The following is an 18,351-nucleotide window of genomic DNA, read 5'->3' as shown; positions in this document are numbered from 1 at the left end:
GTGAAGCGCAAGCTTGGGCCGCAAGAAGGCGCGGGATCGGATGCAAGACTCGAGCATGGCCTCTTCCCCCAGCTTCTCCCCTCCCTGCGGTCCTGTCACGGGATGGACCGAGGAGTGGACCGGCGAGGTGCCGCTGGTGCGAGCCACGGGCATCCGGTACGCCGCGGCACGCAGGTTCGAGGCCCCACGACCAGCAGCCGGCCGCACCGAGGTCTTCATGGCGACGAGCTGGTCGCCGGCCTGCCCGCAGGCCCCCATGCCCGTGCTCGAGGAGGTGCTCGGCGGCGGCATCGGCGAGCTCGGCGTGGACGAGGACTGCCAGCGGCTCTCGATCACGCTGCCCGGCGACCTCGAGCCCGGAGAGCAGCTGCCGGTGATGGTGTGGATCCACGGCGGCTCGTACGTCTCGGCCGCCGGAGACGCCGCGGTCATGGACCCCGCTCCTCTGGTCGCGGAGCAGCGCGTGGTCGCTGTGAACGTGACGTTCCGGCTCGGCCTGTTCGGGTTCCTGGGTGGCTCGGATGCGCGCCCCGCCAACCTGGGGTTGCTCGACATCGTCGAGGCGTTCCGCTGGGTGCAGCGCAATATCGCGGCGTTCGGCGGCGACCCCGGTCAGGTCACGGCGTATGGGCAGTCCGCTGGCGCGCACGCGATCGCGCAGCTGATGGCACTGCCGGAGGCTCCGAGTCTGTTCCGGCGGGCGATCATCCAGAGCGCACCGCTCAACGTCGAGGGTGGCCGCGAGGAGATGCAGGGCAGGATGCTCGAGGCGACCACCGAACTCACTGCCGAGAGCCCCGTGGCGGCGGTGGTGCGCGCGCAGGCCGCAGCGCTGCGCGCATCCGCCGAGTACGGCCTGCAGGGTGCGATGTCGTTCAGTCCGCAGCACGGCTCGGATCCGCTGCCGGACACTGCAGGCGTGCTCGCGGGTCGCGATGCGAACGCCCCCGCGATCGATCTGCTCATCGGGTACACGTCGGAGGAAGCGCTGCTGTTCGTGCCGCGCATCCCCGCGACCAAGCGGCTCAGCGAGCTGCCGGTCGTCGGCAAGCCGTTGACGAGGGTGGTCGTGAGCGCGCTCACGTGGCTCGTCTACCGGCGCGATGCGGCCCGGTTCGCGAGGCGGCACGTGCGGGCCGGAGGGCGCGCATCCACCTACGTCGTGAGCTGGAAGGCGCCGCACAACGTGTGGGGCGCGTGCCACATGATCGACCTGCCGCTGCTCTTCGGCGGCGAGCGGACATGGAGTCGTGCTCCGCTCGTGCGAGGCGCCAGCTGGACTGAGATCAACCGTGTTGGCAGGCGGATGCGTGCCGTCTGGGGCGACTTCGCGCGCGGCACCCTGCCCGCCGAGGCCGACAGCGTCCCGGGCGCCGCGAGCTTCCGTCGCCGTGGCTGAGCGCCGCTGCTGAGCGCCGCCGCTCCACTGCCCCACGCCTTCTCGCCCCGCTCCGCGCGCTTCCCATTCGCGAGTCGGCGGAAACGGTCGCGAAGAGCCGGCCAGAACGACCGCTTGAGGCAACTCGCGGACCGCACTCGACCGTGTGAGGCGACTCGCGAACGCTGACCTGCCGCTAGGACAGGAACGCGAGCGCCACCGGCGCGATGATGAGCGCCGGCAGCAGGTCGCCGACCGGGATGGCCCTGAGCGGGACGAGTCGCACCCCGAGGGCGATCAGGATGAGCCCGCCGACGGCCGAGAGCCCGTCGATCTGGGCATCGCTGAAGACATCGCCCGCCAGGAATCCGACGAGTGTGAAGGCGCCCTGGATGATCCCGACCGGGACCGCGGCGAACAGCACCCCCTTGCCGAAGGTCGAGGCGAAGGCCATCGCCGCGAAGCCGTCGAGCACCGCCTTGACGTAGAGCTGGTCGGCGCCGAGCCCAAGGCCGTCGGAGATGGGGCCGAGGATGGCAAGCGGGCCGACACAGAAGAGGAGCGTGGCGGTCACCATGCCGTCGACGAAGCGGCCGTCGCCATCGGATTCGGACTTCAGTCGACCGCGCACCCAGACCGCCAGCCCCTCGAGGCGATCCTCGATGCGCAACCACGACCCGAGCAGAGCGCCGAACACAAGCGACAGCAGGATGATGATCATCGCGAACGGGCCGGCCGCATCCGCGAGCGCTGCAGAGCCCATATCGGCGACGCTCATGCCCCCGAGGACGATGACGAACAGGCCGAGCACCGCGGTCACCGTCGTCTTCGTGCGCTCCTTCAGGCGGTCGCCGAGGAGGATGCCGAGCACGCCGCCGACGAGGATGAGCGCGACGTTCACTAGCGTCCCTGACCCGATGATCACCGTCCGATTATGGTGCAGGCCACGAACGGCGCGAACGCGAGAAGTCTTGAGCGGCCTGAACCGCAGGAGCCGACTGCACAAGGTCAGGTCGGCGCGCCCCACTACGTGCAGATCAGACTGGCAGATGCATCCCCCGGGAGCCGCCCCTCGCAGCCGTCAGCGTCGCCTGGAACCGGTATGCGCTGGCTCGGTAGTTCGAAGTGCTCAGATGCAAGGGCGCTCCATGCTGGTTGTAGCTCAGCTCCTCGCCGACGAGAACCGGATCGCTGGCGTCGATGCCGAGCGCAGAAGAGATGCTCCCCGCGAGCGCGGCCGAGACGATGAAGTCGCTGCGTGACGGTGTCGCACCATGGCTGCTCATCAGCTCGTAGAGAGAGCGATCGACGAAGGACTCGCCATCGAGCCCGGGTGTCAGCCACAGCGCTATGACCGATCGTTCCACGCAGATCGGCTCCCCCTCGAGGAGACGAATCCGCTCGAGCTCCAAGACACGGTCGGAATCGCGCGGCTGCAGGCGCTGACGCTCTTCGTGGCTCGCGAAGCGCGTCAGCTGATGCGTGACCTGGGTCTGCACCGCGAGGCCGCGGCGCCTGGCCATCTCCGTGAAGCTGAGCAGCTGACGCGGGGGCGGACCGTACGGCACGTTCGTGATGAACCAGCCCGACTGCGGGGCGGGTGCGACATCGCCCTGCACTGCGAGCAGATTCAGGGCTTTGCGAAGCGTCGACCGGCTCACCTCGAAGTGCTCGCTGAGCACCCGCTCCGGAGGCAACCGCCCAGAGGGTCCTACCTCCTGCGACCGGATGTACTCCAGGAGACGCCCCGCGACGGTCTGCGTGAGCAGGGACGTGGACGACCCCGCCGGGGGCCCTAGCTGTTCTGCACGCTCGATGTGCTCCATACGAGCACACTACAGACCAAAGCAATCCAATTGGCACGAAGTGTGTCAAGCCATTCCGTGACGAGTCCGCTCCTGCCTAAACTCCGAGGCAGTTTGACCGACCAAGAAAGACCAATCATGCATACGGAAAGGACCAATGCATGACGAAACAGCTCGTAGCCCTCGCCGGCCACGGCGACATCGCCGCAGGCATGCGAAGCGCCGCATCGCTCATCCTCGGGGAGCGAGACGACCTCCGCGCGTTCCCGCCATACAGCGGTGACGTGGACGCCGTCCGACGCCACGTCGAGGCCCTCCTCAGCGAGGTGGGCAGCACCGGCACGCTCATCCTCGTCAGCGACCTCGTCGGCGGCAGTGTCAGCAACACGCTCCTCGAGTACCAGCAGGACCCCCGGGTGCACCAGATCACCGGCATGACGCTCTCACTCGTGCTCGAGTTGCTCACGACGCAGCCCATCACCACAAGCGCCTCCATAGACCCGGCGCTGATCGACCGCATCCGCGCCACCGTGAGCGTGCTGCCCCACCCCCACACCGACCAGGAAGACGACTTCTGATGATCCAACTGCTCCGAGTCGACCACCGGCTCATCCACGGCCAAGTGGTCATGTCGTGGGTGCGCACCCTGGACCCGACCGCCATCCTCATCGCCAACGACGACGTCCCCTCCGACGAGCTGCGCAAGAGCACGCTGAAGCTCGCGAAGCCCGCCGACGTGAAGCTCGTCATCAAGACGGTCGCCGACTCGATCGAGGCGATCAACTCAGGCAAGACGGACAGCTACCGCCTGCTGATCCTGACCGACAACGTCGCAGACGCCATCCGCCTCGCCGACGGCTGCCCGACCGTGCAGCACATCAACCTCGGCGGCACGAAGCGACTCGAGGGGACCACTCCCCTCACCAACACCGTCAATCTGACCGAAGACGAGACCGCCAGCCTGATCAGGCTGGCCTCCCGCGGCGTCGAGGTCGAAGCGCGCGCCGTCGCCACAGACCGGAAGGTTCCGCTCAGCGGCAGTGGGAGCGCACCCGCATGATGACCGCGCTCACGCTCTTCATCGCCGCGCTGGCGCTCGGGCTCATCGACCTCTTCCTCGGCCGCAACCTCGCCATCCGCCCCATCGTCACCGGAACCGTCGTGGGGTTCATCCTCGGCGACCCCGTCACCGGGATGGCCATCGGAGCGACCCTCGAACTCGCGTTCATCGGCCTCTTCACCGTCGGCGGCGCTATGCCGCCTGAGATCCTCACCGGCGGCATGCTGGCGACAGCTCTCGCGATCAACGCCGGAGCCGGACCGGAGACGGCGCTCGTGCTCGCCTTCCCTATCGCCGCTCTCGGTCTCATCGTGAAGAACCTCCACTTCGTCTTCGTGGCCCCCGCGCTGCTCCACCGAGCGGACACCTACGTCGAGCGAGGCTCGATCCGCGGCGTCAGCGCCATGCACATCCTCTCCGGGTTCCTCTGGATCTTCTGGCTCGCGTGCGTGGTCGGCGTCTCCTACGCAGTGGGCAGCGACGCCATCGGTGCGCTCGTCGCCGCCATCCCAGAACCAGTGACGGTCGGACTGCAGGTGGCGACGGGCATCCTCCCCGCCCTCGGCTTCGCGCTCCTCGGCCGGATGCTCATCAACAAGAGGGTCATGCCCTTCTTCTTCATCGGCTTCCTGCTCGTCACGTACGGAGGTATCCCGATCGTCGGCCTCGCCGCCGGCGCGGCCATGATCGCCTGGGTCCTCGTGGACGCAGAACGCCGCCGCACCAGCGCGCAGCAGCCAGCACTCGCCATGAACGGAGCAGCAGACGATGACTTCTGACACAACAGCACCAGGCACGCACCTCGACGAGGTCAGCCCTGAAGCACCGACGACGCAGACCGGCAGAATCACCACCGCGGTCCTGAACCGCATGTACCTGAGGGCTCTGAGCATCGAGGCGTCATTCAACTACGAGCGCCAGCAGGGCCTCGGGTTCGCCTACTCCATGATCCCCGCCGTCCGGGCGCTCTACGAGAAGGAGTCAGACCAGGCCGCGGCGCTCAAGAAGCACCTTGAGTTCTTCAACACCACCCCATACGTCGCCGGTGCGATCGTCGGCGTCTCCACCGCCGTCGAGGAGCAGCTCAGTCAGGACCCGAGCCTCGCACCATCCACCGCGAACAGCGTCAAGGCCGCCCTCATGGGTCCTCTCGCGGGCATCGGCGACTCGCTCTACTGGGGCACCATCCGGCTCCTCGTCACCGGCATAGGGGTGTCGCTGGCGATGGCGGGGAACATCCTCGGGCCGATCATCTTCCTCCTCGGCTTCAACCTGCCCGTGCAACTGCTGTCCTACCTGTACCTGCGATCCGGATACAAGTTCGGCACCAAGCTGCTGCAGCGCATCTCCGGCAGCGACGCCATGTCGAGCCTCACCTACGGGGCCGGCATCGTGGGTCTCATGGTCATCGGCGGGCTCACGGCCTCCATGGTCTCCGTGTACGTACCGCTGCAGTTCGAGGTCGGCGAGGGAGTCAGCTCCATCCAGACGGACGTGCTCGACGGCATCATGCCGGGCATCCTCGGTCTCGGCGCCTTCTGGCTCGTGTACTGGCTTCTCGGCAAGGGATGGAAGACGACCTGGGTCCTGCTCGCCATCTTCGCCGTCGGGCTCCTCGGCGCGCTGACCGGCGTGCTCGGCACCGCACCGTGACCACCCACTGACTGATCGACCCACGAACTCGAAGGAATCACATCATGACGACGATGCTGGACTGCATCAACGAACAACCCCGCGTCTGCGAGCAGATCCTCGCCGACGAGGCCACCAGCTTCTCGGAGTTCGACCGCCTCATCGAAGACCGCCAGGTGAACCGCGTCCTCGTCCTCGCGACGGGGTCATCCCTCAACGCCGTGCACGCCGCCGAGCGCCACCTCGAGGTGGTCGGCGGCATCGTGACCAAGGTCGTCGAACCGTTCACGTACTCGGAGTACGAGAGCCTGGACAACGACTTCGACCTGGTCATCGCGGTCTCCCAGCGCGGGACCAGCTCATCGACGATCGACGCGGTGAAGGCCGCGCGGGACCGCGTCGCGGCTCCCATCCTCATCGTGACCGCCGACACACGGAGTCCACTCGCTGCCCTCGGCGACTGCCGTCTGGACATCGGCTGCGGTGACGAGGCCGTCCGCTACTCGACGAAGGGCGTCACGGCCACCGTCCTGAGCCTGCTGCTCCTGTCGGTTCGACTCGCGGAGCACGGACGGCGTGAGATCCCCGCCGAGCTCGCGCGGCCCGGAATCGCCGCGGCGGTGGCCTCCATGGGTGGCGTCATCCAGCACGCGGAGCGGTACTACGAAGAGCACCGGAAGGAACTCGAAGCGGCGACCCGAATCTCCGTGCTCGGCTTCGGACCCAATGTCGGCACCGCCGTGGAAGCCGAGACGAAGATCATCGAGACAGTTCGCGTCCCCGTCCAGGGGATGGAGCTCGAGGCGTACATGCACGGGCCGCTGTTCGAGCTGCGCCCCGAGTACACCCTCTTCCTCACCGAGGTGCCCGGCACCGCCTCAGCTGAGCGGCTGCGACAGTTCGCGGACTTCGCATCAGGTCACTGCGACCACGTCCACATCGTGACATCGGGGACCAGCACGGGCAGGGAGCGGGAACTGGCTCTCGACGAGCAGACCGCGGAAGAGCTCTCGCCGCTTCTGCTGATTCTCCCCTACCAGGTGCTCGCGTACCGGATGTCGGCGTCCCGAGGCATCGACCTCGTCGAGCCAGCGTTCCCCGACTTCCGCTCGGCCATGCGGACCAAGGTCGCGGGTTAACCCTCCTTGCACGAGGGGTGGCCAGATGTCCTGGTCACCCCTCGTTGCGCCGCTACCCTTCGATCTCCTCCACGGAGAACACGTAGTAGGTGTGGCCGGGGGCCGTCACCTCGACGACTCTGCCGCCCGGGATGTCGCGGGGCTCGCCCGTCGTGACGTTCGCATGCTCCGCTCGCCACGCATCCACGTCGTCGACGAAGTACATGGGGCCGGCGGGCCCCCAGCCGGGCTCGTCGTCGAGCATCAGCTCGATCTCGAGCTCCGGCATCTGCATCGACACGGTGTGCTCGCCTTCGCGCCACGCCTCTTCCCAACCCAGGTCGAGGTAGTGCTGGACGGCCGCCCCCAGGTCTTCGACGGGCTGGAACTGGAACGTCAGGATCACGGTGGTCTCCCCAGTCGGCGGGCGGGCGCGGTGCTCCGAATCTAACCGCCGACGCACCTCCGACGCCACGTGCCGACTCCGAATCGTGATGCACGAGACGAGCGTCGAGATCGTTCCGTGACCGGATGCGGGCCGTCCCATCCATAGGGTCGGTGCATGCTCTCCCGTCGCCTCGCCCCTGCGTCGATGCTCTGCGGCGCCCTCCTGCTGCTGGTCGGATGCGCCCCATCCGAATCGGCGGTCGTCGCGCAGCCCGCTGCCAGCGTGGCACCCGCCGCGAGCGCGGGCGGGTCGGTGGCCGACGAACTTCCCTCGCAGGACGCGCTCGATGGCATCCCCATCGAGGAGATGACGCATCAGCCCGTGCCCGTGCAGATGACGCAGTGCCTCACGCAGCAGGCGAAGTGGATCGATCTGCCCGCGGGGAAGACGTCGTCAGACCTGTACACCCGCATCGCCGCGCACGAGCAGGAGCTGCTGTTCCTGCTCCCCAACGAGGTCGGCGGGTTCGACAACGTCGACGTCGCGGCCGGTCCCGGCCCGAGGGGCGCGGTCAGCGTGTCCGTGGTCGGCTCAGCTGCGGCAGACCCAGCTGCGATCTGGCAGGCGCTGCGAGACGCGTCACCGGAAGTCGACGCCGCGGCGGCCGGCATCGAAGCGGAAGGAGCGTCGTTCGCTCCGAAGCTGGTGGACTTCTCGTACGCCACGCTCTGCAAGGCCGCTCTGGCGGTGACGTCCCTCTGGAAGGGCAACGACGACGGCCTGGTGTCCGTGCGCATGGATGTGGAGCTGAATCGCCTCATCCTGGGCATCGATGCTGCGGCTCTCTCCGACTCCTACCGGCAGGAGCTCCTCGCGACGGCGCCTGCCGGAATCTTCGAGTTCGAGGACGTTCAGTAGTCGCCCGTCAAGCTTCGAGGTCGCGCTCAGGCCGCTCTGCGGCGAGGTAGACGCGGCATTCCTGAGCCGTCGCGGGGCCGAAGACGGACACCCAGCCCGCAGGGATGTCGGCGAAATCAGGCCAGAGCGAATGCTGTCGGTGCTGGTTCATGACCACGAGCATCTCGGTGCCAGTGTCGTCCCAGGCATTCATCTGCCGTGACTCTCGGCGCGGTCGTGTCGGCGTGCGCTAGCAGGGTGCATCTCGATCCTCGCTTCAGCGTGCAGGCGCATTCCTGAGCGGATTGCGATGCTGCGTTCTGCGGGGTCCAGGCAGATGCCGTCAGACTACGAGCGTCAGGAGTGAACAAGATGTGAAACGGGAAACGCCCGAGAGACTGGGCGTGCTTCGAAGTTCTCACTGGACTTCCCGCCAGCGCGCTTAGCCTGACCCGCATGACTGCGACCACGCATGCAGGTGTCACGTTCGGAAACCGCTTCGCTCGGGAGCTGCCCGAGCTGTCAGCGCCGTGGGAGGCCGAGCCCGCACCCGCCCCGCACCTCGTGCTGCTGAACGAGGCGCTCGCCGCCGAGCTCAGCTTCGACGCCGAGTTCCTGCGGTCGAGCGACGGCGTCTCTGTCCTGCTGGGCGCATCCGTCCCTGAAGGCGCGACCCCCGTCGCGCAGGCATACGCGGGGCATCAGTTCGGGCAGTACTCGCCGCGCCTGGGCGACGGTCGCGCCCTCTTGCTGGGAGAGGTGACCGATACGCGCGGACGACTGCGGGACATCCACCTCAAAGGTTCGGGCCGCACCGCATTCGCCCGCGGTGGTGACGGGCGCGCGGTCCTCGGCCCCATGCTGCGGGAGTTCATCGTCAGCGAGGCCATGCACGCCCTCGGCATTCCCACCACACGATCGTTGAGCGTGACCCTGACGGGTCGCCAGGTGCAGCGCGACGACGTGCTCCCGGGCGCGGTCCTCACCAGAGTCGCGAGCAGCCACCTGCGCGTCGGCTCGTTCCAGTTCGCCCGAGCCACCGGCGACCTCGAACTGCTGCGGCGTCTCGCGGACCACGCCATCGCCCGCCACTTCCCGTCTGCCGCGGAGGCGGCGAATCCGTACCTCGCCTTCTTCGAGCGGGTCGTGTCCGCCCAGGCGAAGCTCATTGCGCAGTGGATGCTCGTCGGCTTCGTGCACGGGGTCATGAACACCGACAACATGACGATCTCGGGCGAGACCATCGACTACGGACCGTGCGCGTTCCTTGATGCGTTCGACCCGGACGCCGTCTTCAGCTCCATCGACATCCAGGGCCGCTACTCGTTCCGCAACCAGCCACATGCAGCGGGGTGGAACCTCGCGCGGTTCGCGGAGACGCTCCTCCCACTCTTCGCGGACGACGAAGACGCGGCCGTCGCCCTGGCCGAGCAGGCGGTCTCCGGGTTCGGGCCGGTCTACCAGGAAGCGTGGGTCTCTGGCATGCGAAGCAAGCTCGGGCTTCCCCGTGACGTCGCCCCCGACACGTTCGAGCGCCTGCTCGGCGAGCTTCTGACCCTCATGCAGCGCAGCGGCGCCGACTACGCCTCCACCTTCCGGGCGCTGGGTGCCTACGCTCGCGGCAACCGCACCCCAGCGCTCGACATCTTCGGGGAGGCGGGTCCCGCGTTCCGCACCTGGGCGCAGGCCTGGCTCGCGCTCTCCCCGAACGCGAGCGCAATGGATGCCGCCAACCCCGTCTACATCCCGCGCAACCACCTCGTCGAGGAAGCACTCGAGGCGGCTCTTGACGACGAGCTCGAGCCGACGAGGCGTCTGCTCGCAGCCGTGACCGCCCCGTTCGACGAACGGCCCGGCCTCGACCGCGCCGCGACCGGAGCACCGCAGGACTTCGGCGACTACGTCACCTTCTGCGGAACCTGAGCGGCGCGACCGCTACGCGGTCAAGAAGCGGTCGAGGCAGCAGTCGGGGCTAGCCGAAAATTCGGTTTCTGTAGGCTGGTCGGCGAGAACCGCTCCTCCTCCCCCCGATCAGGCGCAATGCCGGTGAGGTCTGCATGACGAACGATTCCCCCCGCCCAACACGACGGAACCTGCTCACGACCGCCGCGTGGACGGCCCCCGTCCTCGCCACAGCGGTGGCGACGCCGATGGTCTCAGCATCGCCAGGCAGGTGTGGACAGATGACGTGGACCGGCACGACTAGGGCCGGCGACGTGCGAACCGGCACTGCGTCGACCTCGAGCAACAGCTCGTCGACGATCACGGTGACGAGGCTCACTGTTGCCGGCGCACCTCAGAACGCGACTGCGGCGAACGGGAACTTCAGCCCGCTCACTGTGGGCAACACCGGTGCCGGCCCAGTTGGGGCCCTGCGCTTCTGGCAGCAGTCCAGTGCCGCGAACATTCAGGCCAGGCAGCGCCTCACGATCACATCGGTGAGACCTCTCAGAGAGGTGAAGTTCCTCGTCTACGACTTCGGACGCGCCAGCGCGACTTCAAGTTACTCCGACGCTCTCGGCGCGTCGGGGTTCCCAAACCGCAGCATCAGAGTCTTGTCCACGTCAACCGGCATTGCGGGCATCGGCACCCCCGCATCCCCCTGGACTCGCAATGCGAACTGGACGGCGGAACAGACCAGCACCGTTGAAGTCACGCTGAGCAGCGCAAGCGCGGATGTCACTTCGTTCACGCTCGAGTACTCGAACGCGGCCACGAATCCGGTTTCCGGTTCCGGCAGCCAGCAGTGGATCTCGCTCTCCAACATGGACTTCTGCTTCTAGCCGAGTTCAACCGAACGGCCGATCCGAATGTCGGTGCGTGTTCCTAGACTCAGCGCATGACCGCTCCTCTCCCGAAGGCCCCGCACCTTGTGGACGAGCTGGCCCTCGACGGAGCGCAGCACGGCGGCAGGCTGACCGAGCGCGACCTCCGGTCGGCGGGGCTGCCGGTCGACAACCCTCGCTGGCGTCCGTGGATGCGGGCCGTCGCGATCTCGCTCGGGGCGCTGCTCGCCGGAGCCCTGCTCTTCATCCTGACGCTGGCCGTGCAGGTGGAGGACCCCGCGACAGACACGGAGTCCGGTGGGTTCATCGCGTTCCTCATCGTGAACCTGGTCGGCGGTCTCGTGGCGTGCATCGCCGTCGGCCCGGTCCGGGGGTCCCGCGCAGGAAACCTGTGGATCGTCGTCATCGGCATGACCAGCTCCCTGGCCGTCGGGGCATGGCTGATCGCCGTGATGCGGCTCGGCGCGCGCCGTTCACTGCCGTTGGATGCACTGGTCGTGGCCCTCGTCGTCGGTGGCGGGGTCCTGTGGGACTGGTTCCAGTCCAGTGTCACCGGCCGCGCCCCCATAGAGGCGCCCCTCTTCTACATCATCCTCATCGCACTGTCGACGATCATCGCGCTGCTCTTCGGGCGATCCCGCGGCACTCGCGCCGCACTCATCACGTCGTTGCGCGCGCAGGCCGCGTCGGCCGAACGCGAGCGAGCCGCGCTCGCACAGAGCCGGGTCTCCGACCTCGAGCGCGCACGGGCCGAGGAGCGGGCTGCCATCGCGCGCGACATGCACGATTCGATCTCGCACGACCTGGCCGTCGTCGCCACGCAAGCGGGAGCGCTCGCGTACCGCAGCGACCTGTCACCGGAGATCGTGCGGGAGACGGCCGCCACGGTGCGGGAGTCGGCGGCCCGGGCCAACACCCGTCTCCGCGAAGTGCTCACGGGCATGCGCGAGTCTGACGGGGCCGGTCGAGGCGATGCGCCCCTCCCCGACCTGCGAGCACTCGAGTCGCTCCTCTCCGAAGGGGCGCCCCACCAGAATCCCCCGTCGGTGACCTGGCTCGACATCGGACCGGGTGACCTCTCGCGGCTCTCCGCAGAGCGCATCCGCGCCCTGCACCGCACCCTCTCGGAGCTCCTCGTCAACGCTGGAAAGCACGCTCCCGAAGCGGAGGTGAACGTCGTGCTCAAGGGCGGTGACACTCACCTCAGCGTCACCGTCTCGAACTCCTTCCAGCCACCGGCAGCGCCGGCCCTCGGCACCGGCTACGGCCTCCTGGGCGCCCGGGAGCGCATCCACCTGGTCGGAGGCACCTTCGAGGCAGGTGCTGCCGAGAGCGGCGACTTCGTGGTGGAGGTGACGCTCCCTTGGTAACTCGCGGGCAGGACAGCATCAGCGTGCTCATCATCGACGACGAGGTGGGGATTCGAATGGGCCTCAGGCTCCTCATCGACGGCGCGGAACGCATTCGCGTCGTCGGAGAAGGCGTCAACGGCGACGAGGCGCTCACCCTCGCCGCCCGCCACGACCCCGACGTCATCCTCATGGACGTTCGCATGCCCGGCCTCACCGGCATCGATGCAGTGCAGCAGCTCACCGACACCGGGTCCCGCGCGAAGGTCGTGATGCTCACCGCGTTCGACACGGAGGAGTTCCTGCTGGACGCGCTCCGGGCCGGCGCCGTCTCCTTCCTCCTCAAGGACGCCCCACCGGAGGACATCGTCGGGGCGGTGCTCGACGCGGCACAGGGCAGATCCGTCTTCTCGCCGAGCGCCCTCGACCGGCTCGTTCGCGCCGCCGCCACCGGAAGCAACGGCGAAGCTCGCCCCCTCGAGGGCAGCGGCAAGCGACAGCGCGAGCCGGGCGCGACTCGCGATGACGGTGCGCTGGCCGGGGTCACGAGTCGCGAGCGGGAGATCGCGCGATACGTCGCGCAGGGCATGACCAACGCCGAGATCGCCTCGGCCCTGTTCGTCAGTCAGGCGACGGTGAAGACCCACCTGGCGAGCCTCTTCTCGAAGCTGCACGTCACCAACCGCGTGCAGCTCGCGTTGCTCGCCCTCGAATGGGATGCGACTGAACACGCCTGAGGCGCCGAAGCCCGGCGTGTACTCTGGGCGGCACAACCGAGATCGAGGGGAGCGCCGCAGTGACGAATGCTCCCTCCGCCGACGGCCCGCCCCGCGCACCCGCATTGAGCGCTGCCCTCACCGCCTTTGCGGAAGCGAGGCAGGCGTCGCAGCATGAAGCGAGGCGTTCGCTCGGCATCGGCGAGATGGATGCGCGAGCCCTCGCGTTCTTGGCCCAGAACCCCGGCTCCAGGCCCAGCGCCCTCCGCGCATACCTGGGTCTCACCTCCGCCGGTGTCTCGACCCTCTGCGACCGGCTCATCGAACGCGGCACCATCCATCGCGATACCGACCCCAGCGATCGGCGCGCGAGTCTCCTCACGGTCACTGTCGACCTCTCGTCGAGTCCGTGGAACCGCCTCAACGAATTCGACCGGAGCCTCGAAGCGGCACTCTCCGCCGAGGCGGACCCTGCAACGCTGCAGAGACTCGCCGAGCTGTTGACGCACGCGGTGAGCGTCACGACACAGGAGCTCGAAGGGCCCGGGTCCACTCAGGCAGGTTAGGGGCGGGCGTCGCCGTTCGCCGGTTGCGCCTCTGCGGGCGAGTGGAGCTCGGCGAGCAGCACGATCGACTTCGCCTGCAGGAAGGTGCACAGCGCTGAGATGACGGCCAGCTCCTGCGCAAGGGAATGCACGCTCGCCGCTGAGAGGTTCAGCGTATGCTCGCGGGGCTCCATCGTCACCGACCACTTCGGGCTCTCGCGGGTACCAGGTTGTAGGTAGAGCTCGGTGGGAACGTCCGTCAGCTGCACTCGCACGAGCCCCGTGTCATGGCCTTCGTCGCCGTCCTGCACGATGACCTTGACGACCCCCGGCTCGGCATAGCCGAGGCTCTCGAACTCCCGAGCCCATGACTCGAGTACTTCTTTGCTTCGATACGGCATTCTGGCCTCCGACCGGGGGTGACGGCTTACGACGTCCAGCATCCCTCATCCGGGGCACTTTCTCGAACACTCTTGCCTGCCAGCTGCTGGTTTGCCCGACCGCGCCAAGCATCGCCTAGGTTTGTCGGGTGTCAGACGCAGAAACCGCCCAGCCGGAGCAGCACCCCTCGCATCGTCCGATCTTCTCGTTCTCGCGGCGCAGCGGCCGCCTCACCGAGGGGCAGCTGAACTCGTGGAACACGCTCGGCCCGAAGTACCTCGTCGACGTCGAACGCGCCGAGCTCGACTTCTCCGTGAGCCCCTCGTTCCGGGTCGACCCGGCCGAGCTGTTCGGCAGGGACGCGCCGCTCGTCGTCGAGGTCGGATCCGGCACGGGTGAGGCCGTGGTCGCGGCGGCCGCCGAGCATCCGGAATGGAACTTCCTCGCCGTCGAGGTCTTCGTCGCCGGCCTCGCCCGCACGCTGCGCCGCATCGAGGACGCCGGCCTGTCGAACGTGCGCCTCGTCGAGGCGAACGCCGTCGAGGTGCTCGAGCACATGCTCCCCGCCGGCAGCATCGAGGAACTGTGGATCTTCTTCCCCGACCCCTGGCACAAGGCGAAGCACACGAAGCGGCGGCTCGTGCGCGAGGGCTTCGGCGCTGTCGCCGCGAACGCCCTGCGCCCAGGCGGCCGCATGCGGCTCGCCACAGACTGGGAGGACTACGCGTTCCAGATGCGCGAGGTGCTGGATGCGGCTCCCGAGTTCACGAGCGAGCATCCGGGCGACTGGGCGCCTCGGTTCGACGGTCGAACGCTCACCGTCTTCGAACGGAAGGCAGCGAAGGCCGGGAGGCGCATCCACGACCTCAGTTACGTGACGTCGGAGTAGCCTCTGCGGCCGCCTCCTCCTCGCGCTTCCCGGAGCCGAGGCGAAGCGTCGCGGCGAGGCCGAGCGCGAGGAACGCGGCGGCCGTGAACGCCGACGCCCGGGTGCCATCGGAGAGCGCCGCCTTCGCGTCGTCCGCGAAATCGGCCGTCGCGGGGTTTTCGCCGAGGCCGGCGATGGCGCCGCCTGCCGAGTCGACCACCGCCGAGACCACCTGGTCTCGCTGTTCGGCGGGCACTTGGGCGTCGTCGAGCGAGGCACCGAGGGATGCGCCGGTGATCGTGAAGAGGATCGTTCCGAGGATGGCGACGCCAAGCGCCGACCCCACCTGCCTGGACGTCGACTGCGTCCCGGACCCCTGACCCGAGAGCTCGACCGGAACATCCTGCAGCACGACTCCCGTGAGCTGCGCGGTGGCCAGGCCGACCCCGAAGCCGTAGACGAACAAAGCGGGGATGAGCCACCCCCACTGCGCATCCGGAGCGATGATGAACCCCGCCCACGCGATGCCGACGATCTCCGCGAGGATGCCGACGCGCACGATCGTGACCGCGTTGACCTTCCCGCTGCTCGCACCCGCGAATCCGCTCGCGACGAACGAACCCGCGGCGAGCGCCAGCAGCACGAACCCGGTCTGCAGGGCGTCGAAGCCGAGCACGAACTGCAACCACAGCGGCAGCGACAGGATGATGCCGAACTCGCCGAGCGCAACCACCATCGCCGCGATGTTGCCGTTGCGGAACGACGAGATGCGGAACAGCGAGAACTCGAGCAGCGACGACTCGCCCCGTCGAGACCGCCGAACGCCGCGGACGATGAACGTGACGAGGGCCAGCGCCGCGACGCCGAACGCGACGGGCACGGGCGAGATGGGGAGGGGCCACTCGAACGAGCCGATCGCGAACGTCTCGTTGACGGCCCACCACCCATAGGTGCGGCCTTCGATGAGGCCGAAGACGAGGGCCCCGAAGGTGACCACGGAGAGCACCGCACCGACGAGGTCGAGTCGCTGCTGCGCGGGCTCTCTCGACTCGTTGACGAAGAGGAGCACGCCGATGACGATGATGATGCCGAGCGGCACGTTGATGCCGAACGCCCAGCGCCACGAGAACTCCGTCGTGAGCCAGCCGCCGAGCAGCGGACCGACCGCGGCCATGCCGCCGATCGTCGAGCCCCAGACGGCGAACGCGATGCCTCGCTCTCGACCCCGGAAGGTCGCGTTGATGAGCGAGAGGGTCGTCGGGAGGATCATCGCCCCGCCGACACCCTGGACGAGGCGGGCGAGGATGAGCAGCCCACCCGTCGGAGCGAGTGCGGCTGCCACTGAGGCGACGGCGAAGATCACGACGCCGATGAGCATCAGCCGGCGGCGGCCGACGCGGTCGGCGAGACTCCCGAAGAGGAGCAGGAGCGACGCGAAGACGAGCGTGTACGCCTCCTGCACCCACTGCACCTCGGTCGACGTGATGCCGAGCTCGGTGACGATCGACGGGACAGCGACGTTCACGATCGTCGAGTCGACGATGATGAGCGCCACCGCGACGCTGATGAAGACCAGTCCAACCCACCGTCGACGTGCTGACTCAGCCATGATGCTCCAACTTCTCGTGCAAGGGGGATGGTGACGACGAGGTGAGGGTACGCCTCCTTGCTTGCGATTTCGCTCAATCGTTTAATTACTTTTGGTGAGACGAGCCTCAGCTCTGGTCTCGCCGTTCCATTCCCGCCCTGACGGTTCGTGACGTCCCGGAGCACACCATTTGTTGCGTGTCATGAACCGTCACACCCGTGACACTCCCCCACGTCAGGCGTAGCCTCACTCAGTTCGCGGAATATCCCGCGAAATGAGAAATCGCATCGGGAGATCTTCCATGTCGGCCAACACCCCCACAACAGCCGGAGCATCCGAAGCTGAGGTGACGCCGCGCCCCAAGAGCCGCGCGCGCAAGCTCCTCACGTCGTTCGGATTCCAGATCCTTGCGGCCCTCGTCCTGGGCGTCGTGCTCGGACTGGTCGCCCGCAACCTGGGCGACGACGCGGAAGGCAACCCCAACGGGCTCGCCGCGACGCTCGCCACCATCGGCAGCTCGTACGTCACCATCCTGACCGCCGCCGTCGTTCCGCTCATCCTCACCGCCGTCATCTCGAGCATCGCGCAGCTGCGCCTCGTGACGAACGCGGCCAGGCTCGCGGGCCAGACGCTCCTGTGGTTCGGCATCACCGCGCTCATCGCGGTGACGATCGGCATCGTGCTCGGCGTGACCATCCAGCCGGGAAGCCGCGTCGACCAGTCGCAGCTCGAGACCGGCGAACCCTCCTCGGTGGGCACCTGGTGGAACTTCCTCACGGGACTCGTCCCGCAGAACTTCCTCGGCATGGGCGTGCGCTCGCGCGTGGACGCAGACACCGGCGACGTGAACTCGACGATCGCGTTCAACGTGCTGCAGGTCATCGTCATCGCCGTCGTCATCGGCATCGCGGCACTCCGTCTCGGCAAGCGCGCCGAGCCGTTCCTCGAGTTCACGGCGTCCGCCCTCGCAGTCATCCAGAAGGTGCTGTGGTGGATCATCCGCATCGCCCCACTGGGCACGCTGGGCCTCATCGCGAGCGCCGTCGTCAACTACGGCTGGGAGAAGCTCACGAGCCTCGCCTGGTTCGCGATCGCCATCTACATCGGCCTGGCGCTCGTGCTGTTCGTCGTCTACCCGATCCTCGTGAAGGCGCACGGCCTGTCCGTCGGCCGCTTCTTCTCCGGCGTGTGGCCGGCAGTGCAGCTCGCGTTCGTGAGCCGCTCCTCCATCGGCACGCTCCCCCTCACGCAGCGCGTGACCGAACGCAACCTCGGCGTGCCCCGCGAGTACGCGTCCTTCGCCGTGCCGTTCGGTGCGACTACGAAGATGGATGGATGCGCCGCGATCTACCCGGCCATCTCGGCGATCTTCGTCGCCCAGTTCTTCGGCATCGAACTGTCGATCATGCAGTACATCCTCATCGTCATCGTGTCCGTGGTCGGCTCCGCCGCGACGGCCGGCACGACGGGTGCCACGGTCATGCTCACGCTCACCCTGTCGACACTCGGCCTCCCGCTCGAGGGTGTCGGCCTGCTGCTCGCCATCGACCCGATCCTCGACATGGGCCGCACCGCGACCAACGTCGCAGGGCAGGCACTCGTGCCGATGATCGTCGCGAAGCGCGAGGGCATCCTCAACGAGAAGCTCTACAACGCGCCCCGCGGCGACGTCGCCTTCTCGGACGAGACCGACGAGGAAGTGGAGGAGACCATCAAGCGCTCCACCACCTCGACGTCCGACCGCGAGCAGGACGAGTTCGAAGGCGCGACGCTGCAGGACGCGGAACGCCGCAGCTAGCCCCGCAGGACTGACACACCCGGAAGCGGCCGGGAGCTGACC

The 18,351-nt window shown here is 68.0% G+C and carries 21 protein-coding genes; 14 read left to right on the top strand and 7 right to left on the bottom strand.

Going from position 1 to position 18,351, the window contains the following annotated elements:
• Positions 1-55: 55 nt before the first annotated feature.
• Positions 56-1,399, top strand: a complete 1,344-nt coding sequence (locus HDC34_RS01620; protein WP_179555574.1) for a carboxylesterase family protein — start codon at positions 56-58, stop codon at positions 1,397-1,399.
• A gap of 175 nt (positions 1,400-1,574) precedes the next feature.
• On the opposite strand, the gene HDC34_RS01615 is transcribed toward HDC34_RS01620, so the two are convergent.
• Together HDC34_RS01615 and HDC34_RS01610 are read right to left on the bottom strand one after the other, a co-directional pair.
• On the bottom strand, positions 1,575-2,303 hold the full coding sequence (locus HDC34_RS01615; protein WP_104313290.1) for a DUF554 domain-containing protein: 729 nt from the start codon (positions 2,301-2,303) through the stop codon (positions 1,575-1,577).
• A 112-nt stretch (positions 2,304-2,415) separates the two neighbouring features.
• Positions 2,416-3,204, bottom strand: a complete 789-nt coding sequence (locus tag HDC34_RS01610; RefSeq protein ID WP_179555573.1) for a GntR family transcriptional regulator — start codon at positions 3,202-3,204, stop codon at positions 2,416-2,418.
• A 140-nt stretch (positions 3,205-3,344) separates the two neighbouring features.
• Between HDC34_RS01610 and HDC34_RS01605 the strand changes: the two genes are divergently transcribed.
• The 5 genes from HDC34_RS01605 to HDC34_RS01585 are packed head-to-tail and all read left to right on the top strand — an operon-like array spanning position 3,345 to position 7,014.
• Positions 3,345-3,761 (top strand): PTS sugar transporter subunit IIA, encoded by a 417-nt coding sequence (locus HDC34_RS01605; RefSeq protein ID WP_179555572.1) that lies wholly within the window; start codon positions 3,345-3,347, stop codon positions 3,759-3,761.
• Positions 3,761-4,243: a PTS sugar transporter subunit IIB gene (locus HDC34_RS01600; RefSeq protein ID WP_104313295.1), complete on the top strand. Its 483-nt coding sequence runs from the start codon at positions 3,761-3,763 to the stop codon at positions 4,241-4,243. Before HDC34_RS01605 ends, HDC34_RS01600 begins: the two co-directional genes overlap by 1 nt.
• Positions 4,240-5,022: a PTS sugar transporter subunit IIC gene (locus tag HDC34_RS01595; RefSeq protein ID WP_104313297.1), complete on the top strand. Its 783-nt coding sequence runs from the start codon at positions 4,240-4,242 to the stop codon at positions 5,020-5,022. Before HDC34_RS01600 ends, HDC34_RS01595 begins: the two co-directional genes overlap by 4 nt.
• The gene (locus HDC34_RS01590; protein ID WP_179555571.1) at positions 5,012-5,896 is read left to right on the top strand and encodes a PTS system mannose/fructose/sorbose family transporter subunit IID; all 885 of its coding nucleotides are present in this window, start codon (positions 5,012-5,014) and stop codon (positions 5,894-5,896) included. The genes HDC34_RS01595 and HDC34_RS01590 overlap by 11 nt, the downstream gene beginning before the upstream one ends.
• Positions 5,897-5,940: 44 nt before the next feature.
• Positions 5,941-7,014 (top strand): SIS domain-containing protein, encoded by a 1,074-nt coding sequence (locus HDC34_RS01585; protein WP_179555570.1) that lies wholly within the window; start codon positions 5,941-5,943, stop codon positions 7,012-7,014.
• A gap of 52 nt (positions 7,015-7,066) precedes the next feature.
• Here HDC34_RS01585 and HDC34_RS01580 read toward each other — a convergent pair whose 3' ends face one another.
• A complete protein-coding gene (locus HDC34_RS01580) occupies positions 7,067-7,399 on the bottom strand; it encodes a hypothetical protein (protein ID WP_104313302.1) in 333 nt (110 codons plus the stop codon).
• Between the two features lie 156 nt (positions 7,400-7,555).
• Between HDC34_RS01580 and HDC34_RS01575 the strand changes: the two genes are divergently transcribed.
• Positions 7,556-8,299 (top strand): hypothetical protein, encoded by a 744-nt coding sequence (locus HDC34_RS01575; RefSeq protein ID WP_179555569.1) that lies wholly within the window; start codon positions 7,556-7,558, stop codon positions 8,297-8,299.
• 7 nt (positions 8,300-8,306) lie between these two features.
• On the opposite strand, the gene HDC34_RS01570 is transcribed toward HDC34_RS01575, so the two are convergent.
• Positions 8,307-8,492: an MbtH family NRPS accessory protein gene (locus HDC34_RS01570; RefSeq protein ID WP_179555568.1), complete on the bottom strand. Its 186-nt coding sequence runs from the start codon at positions 8,490-8,492 to the stop codon at positions 8,307-8,309.
• A 242-nt stretch (positions 8,493-8,734) separates the two neighbouring features.
• Between HDC34_RS01570 and HDC34_RS01565 the strand changes: the two genes are divergently transcribed.
• On the top strand, positions 8,735-10,201 hold the full coding sequence (locus HDC34_RS01565) for a YdiU family protein (protein WP_179555567.1): 1,467 nt from the start codon (positions 8,735-8,737) through the stop codon (positions 10,199-10,201).
• A 49-nt stretch (positions 10,202-10,250) separates the two neighbouring features.
• On the opposite strand, the gene HDC34_RS01560 is transcribed toward HDC34_RS01565, so the two are convergent.
• A complete protein-coding gene (locus tag HDC34_RS01560; protein WP_179555566.1) occupies positions 10,251-10,559 on the bottom strand; it encodes a hypothetical protein in 309 nt (102 codons plus the stop codon).
• Positions 10,560-10,833: 274 nt separating this feature from the next.
• On the opposite strand from HDC34_RS01560, the gene HDC34_RS01555 reads away from it, so the two are divergent.
• The 4 genes from HDC34_RS01555 to HDC34_RS01540 are packed head-to-tail and all read left to right on the top strand — an operon-like array spanning position 10,834 to position 13,695.
• Positions 10,834-11,061 carry a hypothetical protein gene (locus HDC34_RS01555; RefSeq protein WP_179555565.1) on the top strand — a complete coding sequence of 76 codons (228 nt, stop codon included), beginning with the start codon at positions 10,834-10,836 and terminating at the stop codon, positions 11,059-11,061.
• Between the two features lie 56 nt (positions 11,062-11,117).
• The gene (locus HDC34_RS01550) at positions 11,118-12,434 is read left to right on the top strand and encodes a sensor histidine kinase (protein ID WP_179555564.1); all 1,317 of its coding nucleotides are present in this window, start codon (positions 11,118-11,120) and stop codon (positions 12,432-12,434) included.
• Entirely contained in the window at positions 12,428-13,150 is a 723-nt protein-coding gene (locus HDC34_RS01545) for a response regulator transcription factor (RefSeq protein ID WP_257023052.1), read from the top strand. Before HDC34_RS01550 ends, HDC34_RS01545 begins: the two co-directional genes overlap by 7 nt.
• 59 nt (positions 13,151-13,209) lie before the next feature.
• Positions 13,210-13,695, top strand: coding sequence for a MarR family winged helix-turn-helix transcriptional regulator (locus tag HDC34_RS01540; RefSeq protein WP_258068343.1), 486 nt, complete (start codon positions 13,210-13,212; stop codon positions 13,693-13,695).
• Here HDC34_RS01540 and HDC34_RS01535 read toward each other — a convergent pair.
• A complete protein-coding gene (locus HDC34_RS01535) occupies positions 13,692-14,075 on the bottom strand; it encodes a hypothetical protein (protein WP_179555563.1) in 384 nt (127 codons plus the stop codon). The genes HDC34_RS01540 and HDC34_RS01535 overlap by 4 nt on opposite strands.
• Before the next feature lie 128 nt (positions 14,076-14,203).
• Between HDC34_RS01535 and trmB the strand changes: the two genes are divergently transcribed.
• Positions 14,204-14,944, top strand: coding sequence for a tRNA (guanosine(46)-N7)-methyltransferase TrmB (trmB, locus tag HDC34_RS01530; protein ID WP_104313312.1), 741 nt, complete (start codon positions 14,204-14,206; stop codon positions 14,942-14,944).
• On the opposite strand, the gene HDC34_RS01525 is transcribed toward trmB, so the two are convergent.
• Positions 14,922-16,532 carry a DHA2 family efflux MFS transporter permease subunit gene (locus HDC34_RS01525; RefSeq protein ID WP_179555562.1) on the bottom strand — a complete coding sequence of 537 codons (1,611 nt, stop codon included), beginning with the start codon at positions 16,530-16,532 and terminating at the stop codon, positions 14,922-14,924. The two genes, trmB and HDC34_RS01525, sit on opposite strands and share 23 nt — an antisense overlap.
• 280 nt (positions 16,533-16,812) lie before the next feature.
• On the opposite strand from HDC34_RS01525, the gene HDC34_RS01520 reads away from it, so the two are divergent.
• The gene (locus HDC34_RS01520; protein ID WP_179555561.1) at positions 16,813-18,309 is read left to right on the top strand and encodes a dicarboxylate/amino acid:cation symporter; all 1,497 of its coding nucleotides are present in this window, start codon (positions 16,813-16,815) and stop codon (positions 18,307-18,309) included.
• Positions 18,310-18,351 lie beyond the last annotated feature (42 nt).

The organism is Pseudoclavibacter sp. JAI123 (genome assembly GCF_013409665.1).
Taxonomy (GTDB): domain Bacteria; phylum Actinomycetota; class Actinomycetes; order Actinomycetales; family Microbacteriaceae; genus Pseudoclavibacter.
The sequence above is the reverse complement of the archived record's forward strand: the minus strand, read 5'-3'. Positions and strand labels throughout refer to the sequence as shown.

Coding starts and splice junctions, on each gene's coding strand:
- HDC34_RS01550 (WP_179555564.1), top strand. CDS start 11,118: ATGACCGCTCCTCTCCCGAAGGCCCCGCACCTTGTGGACGAGCTGGCC.
- HDC34_RS01520 (WP_179555561.1), top strand. CDS start 16,813: ATGTCGGCCAACACCCCCACAACAGCCGGAGCATCCGAAGCTGAGGTG.
- HDC34_RS01595 (WP_104313297.1), top strand. CDS start 4,240: ATGATGACCGCGCTCACGCTCTTCATCGCCGCGCTGGCGCTCGGGCTC.
- HDC34_RS01610 (WP_179555573.1), bottom strand. CDS start 3,204: ATGGAGCACATCGAGCGTGCAGAACAGCTAGGGCCCCCGGCGGGGTCG.
- HDC34_RS01585 (WP_179555570.1), top strand. CDS start 5,941: ATGACGACGATGCTGGACTGCATCAACGAACAACCCCGCGTCTGCGAG.
- HDC34_RS01590 (WP_179555571.1), top strand. CDS start 5,012: ATGACTTCTGACACAACAGCACCAGGCACGCACCTCGACGAGGTCAGC.
- HDC34_RS01600 (WP_104313295.1), top strand. CDS start 3,761: ATGATCCAACTGCTCCGAGTCGACCACCGGCTCATCCACGGCCAAGTG.
- HDC34_RS01570 (WP_179555568.1), bottom strand. CDS start 8,492: ATGAATGCCTGGGACGACACTGGCACCGAGATGCTCGTGGTCATGAAC.
- HDC34_RS01565 (WP_179555567.1), top strand. CDS start 8,735: ATGACTGCGACCACGCATGCAGGTGTCACGTTCGGAAACCGCTTCGCT.
- HDC34_RS01620 (WP_179555574.1), top strand. CDS start 56: ATGGCCTCTTCCCCCAGCTTCTCCCCTCCCTGCGGTCCTGTCACGGGA.
- HDC34_RS01605 (WP_179555572.1), top strand. CDS start 3,345: ATGACGAAACAGCTCGTAGCCCTCGCCGGCCACGGCGACATCGCCGCA.
- HDC34_RS01575 (WP_179555569.1), top strand. CDS start 7,556: ATGCTCTCCCGTCGCCTCGCCCCTGCGTCGATGCTCTGCGGCGCCCTC.
- HDC34_RS01535 (WP_179555563.1), bottom strand. CDS start 14,075: ATGCCGTATCGAAGCAAAGAAGTACTCGAGTCATGGGCTCGGGAGTTC.
- HDC34_RS01525 (WP_179555562.1), bottom strand. CDS start 16,532: ATGGCTGAGTCAGCACGTCGACGGTGGGTTGGACTGGTCTTCATCAGC.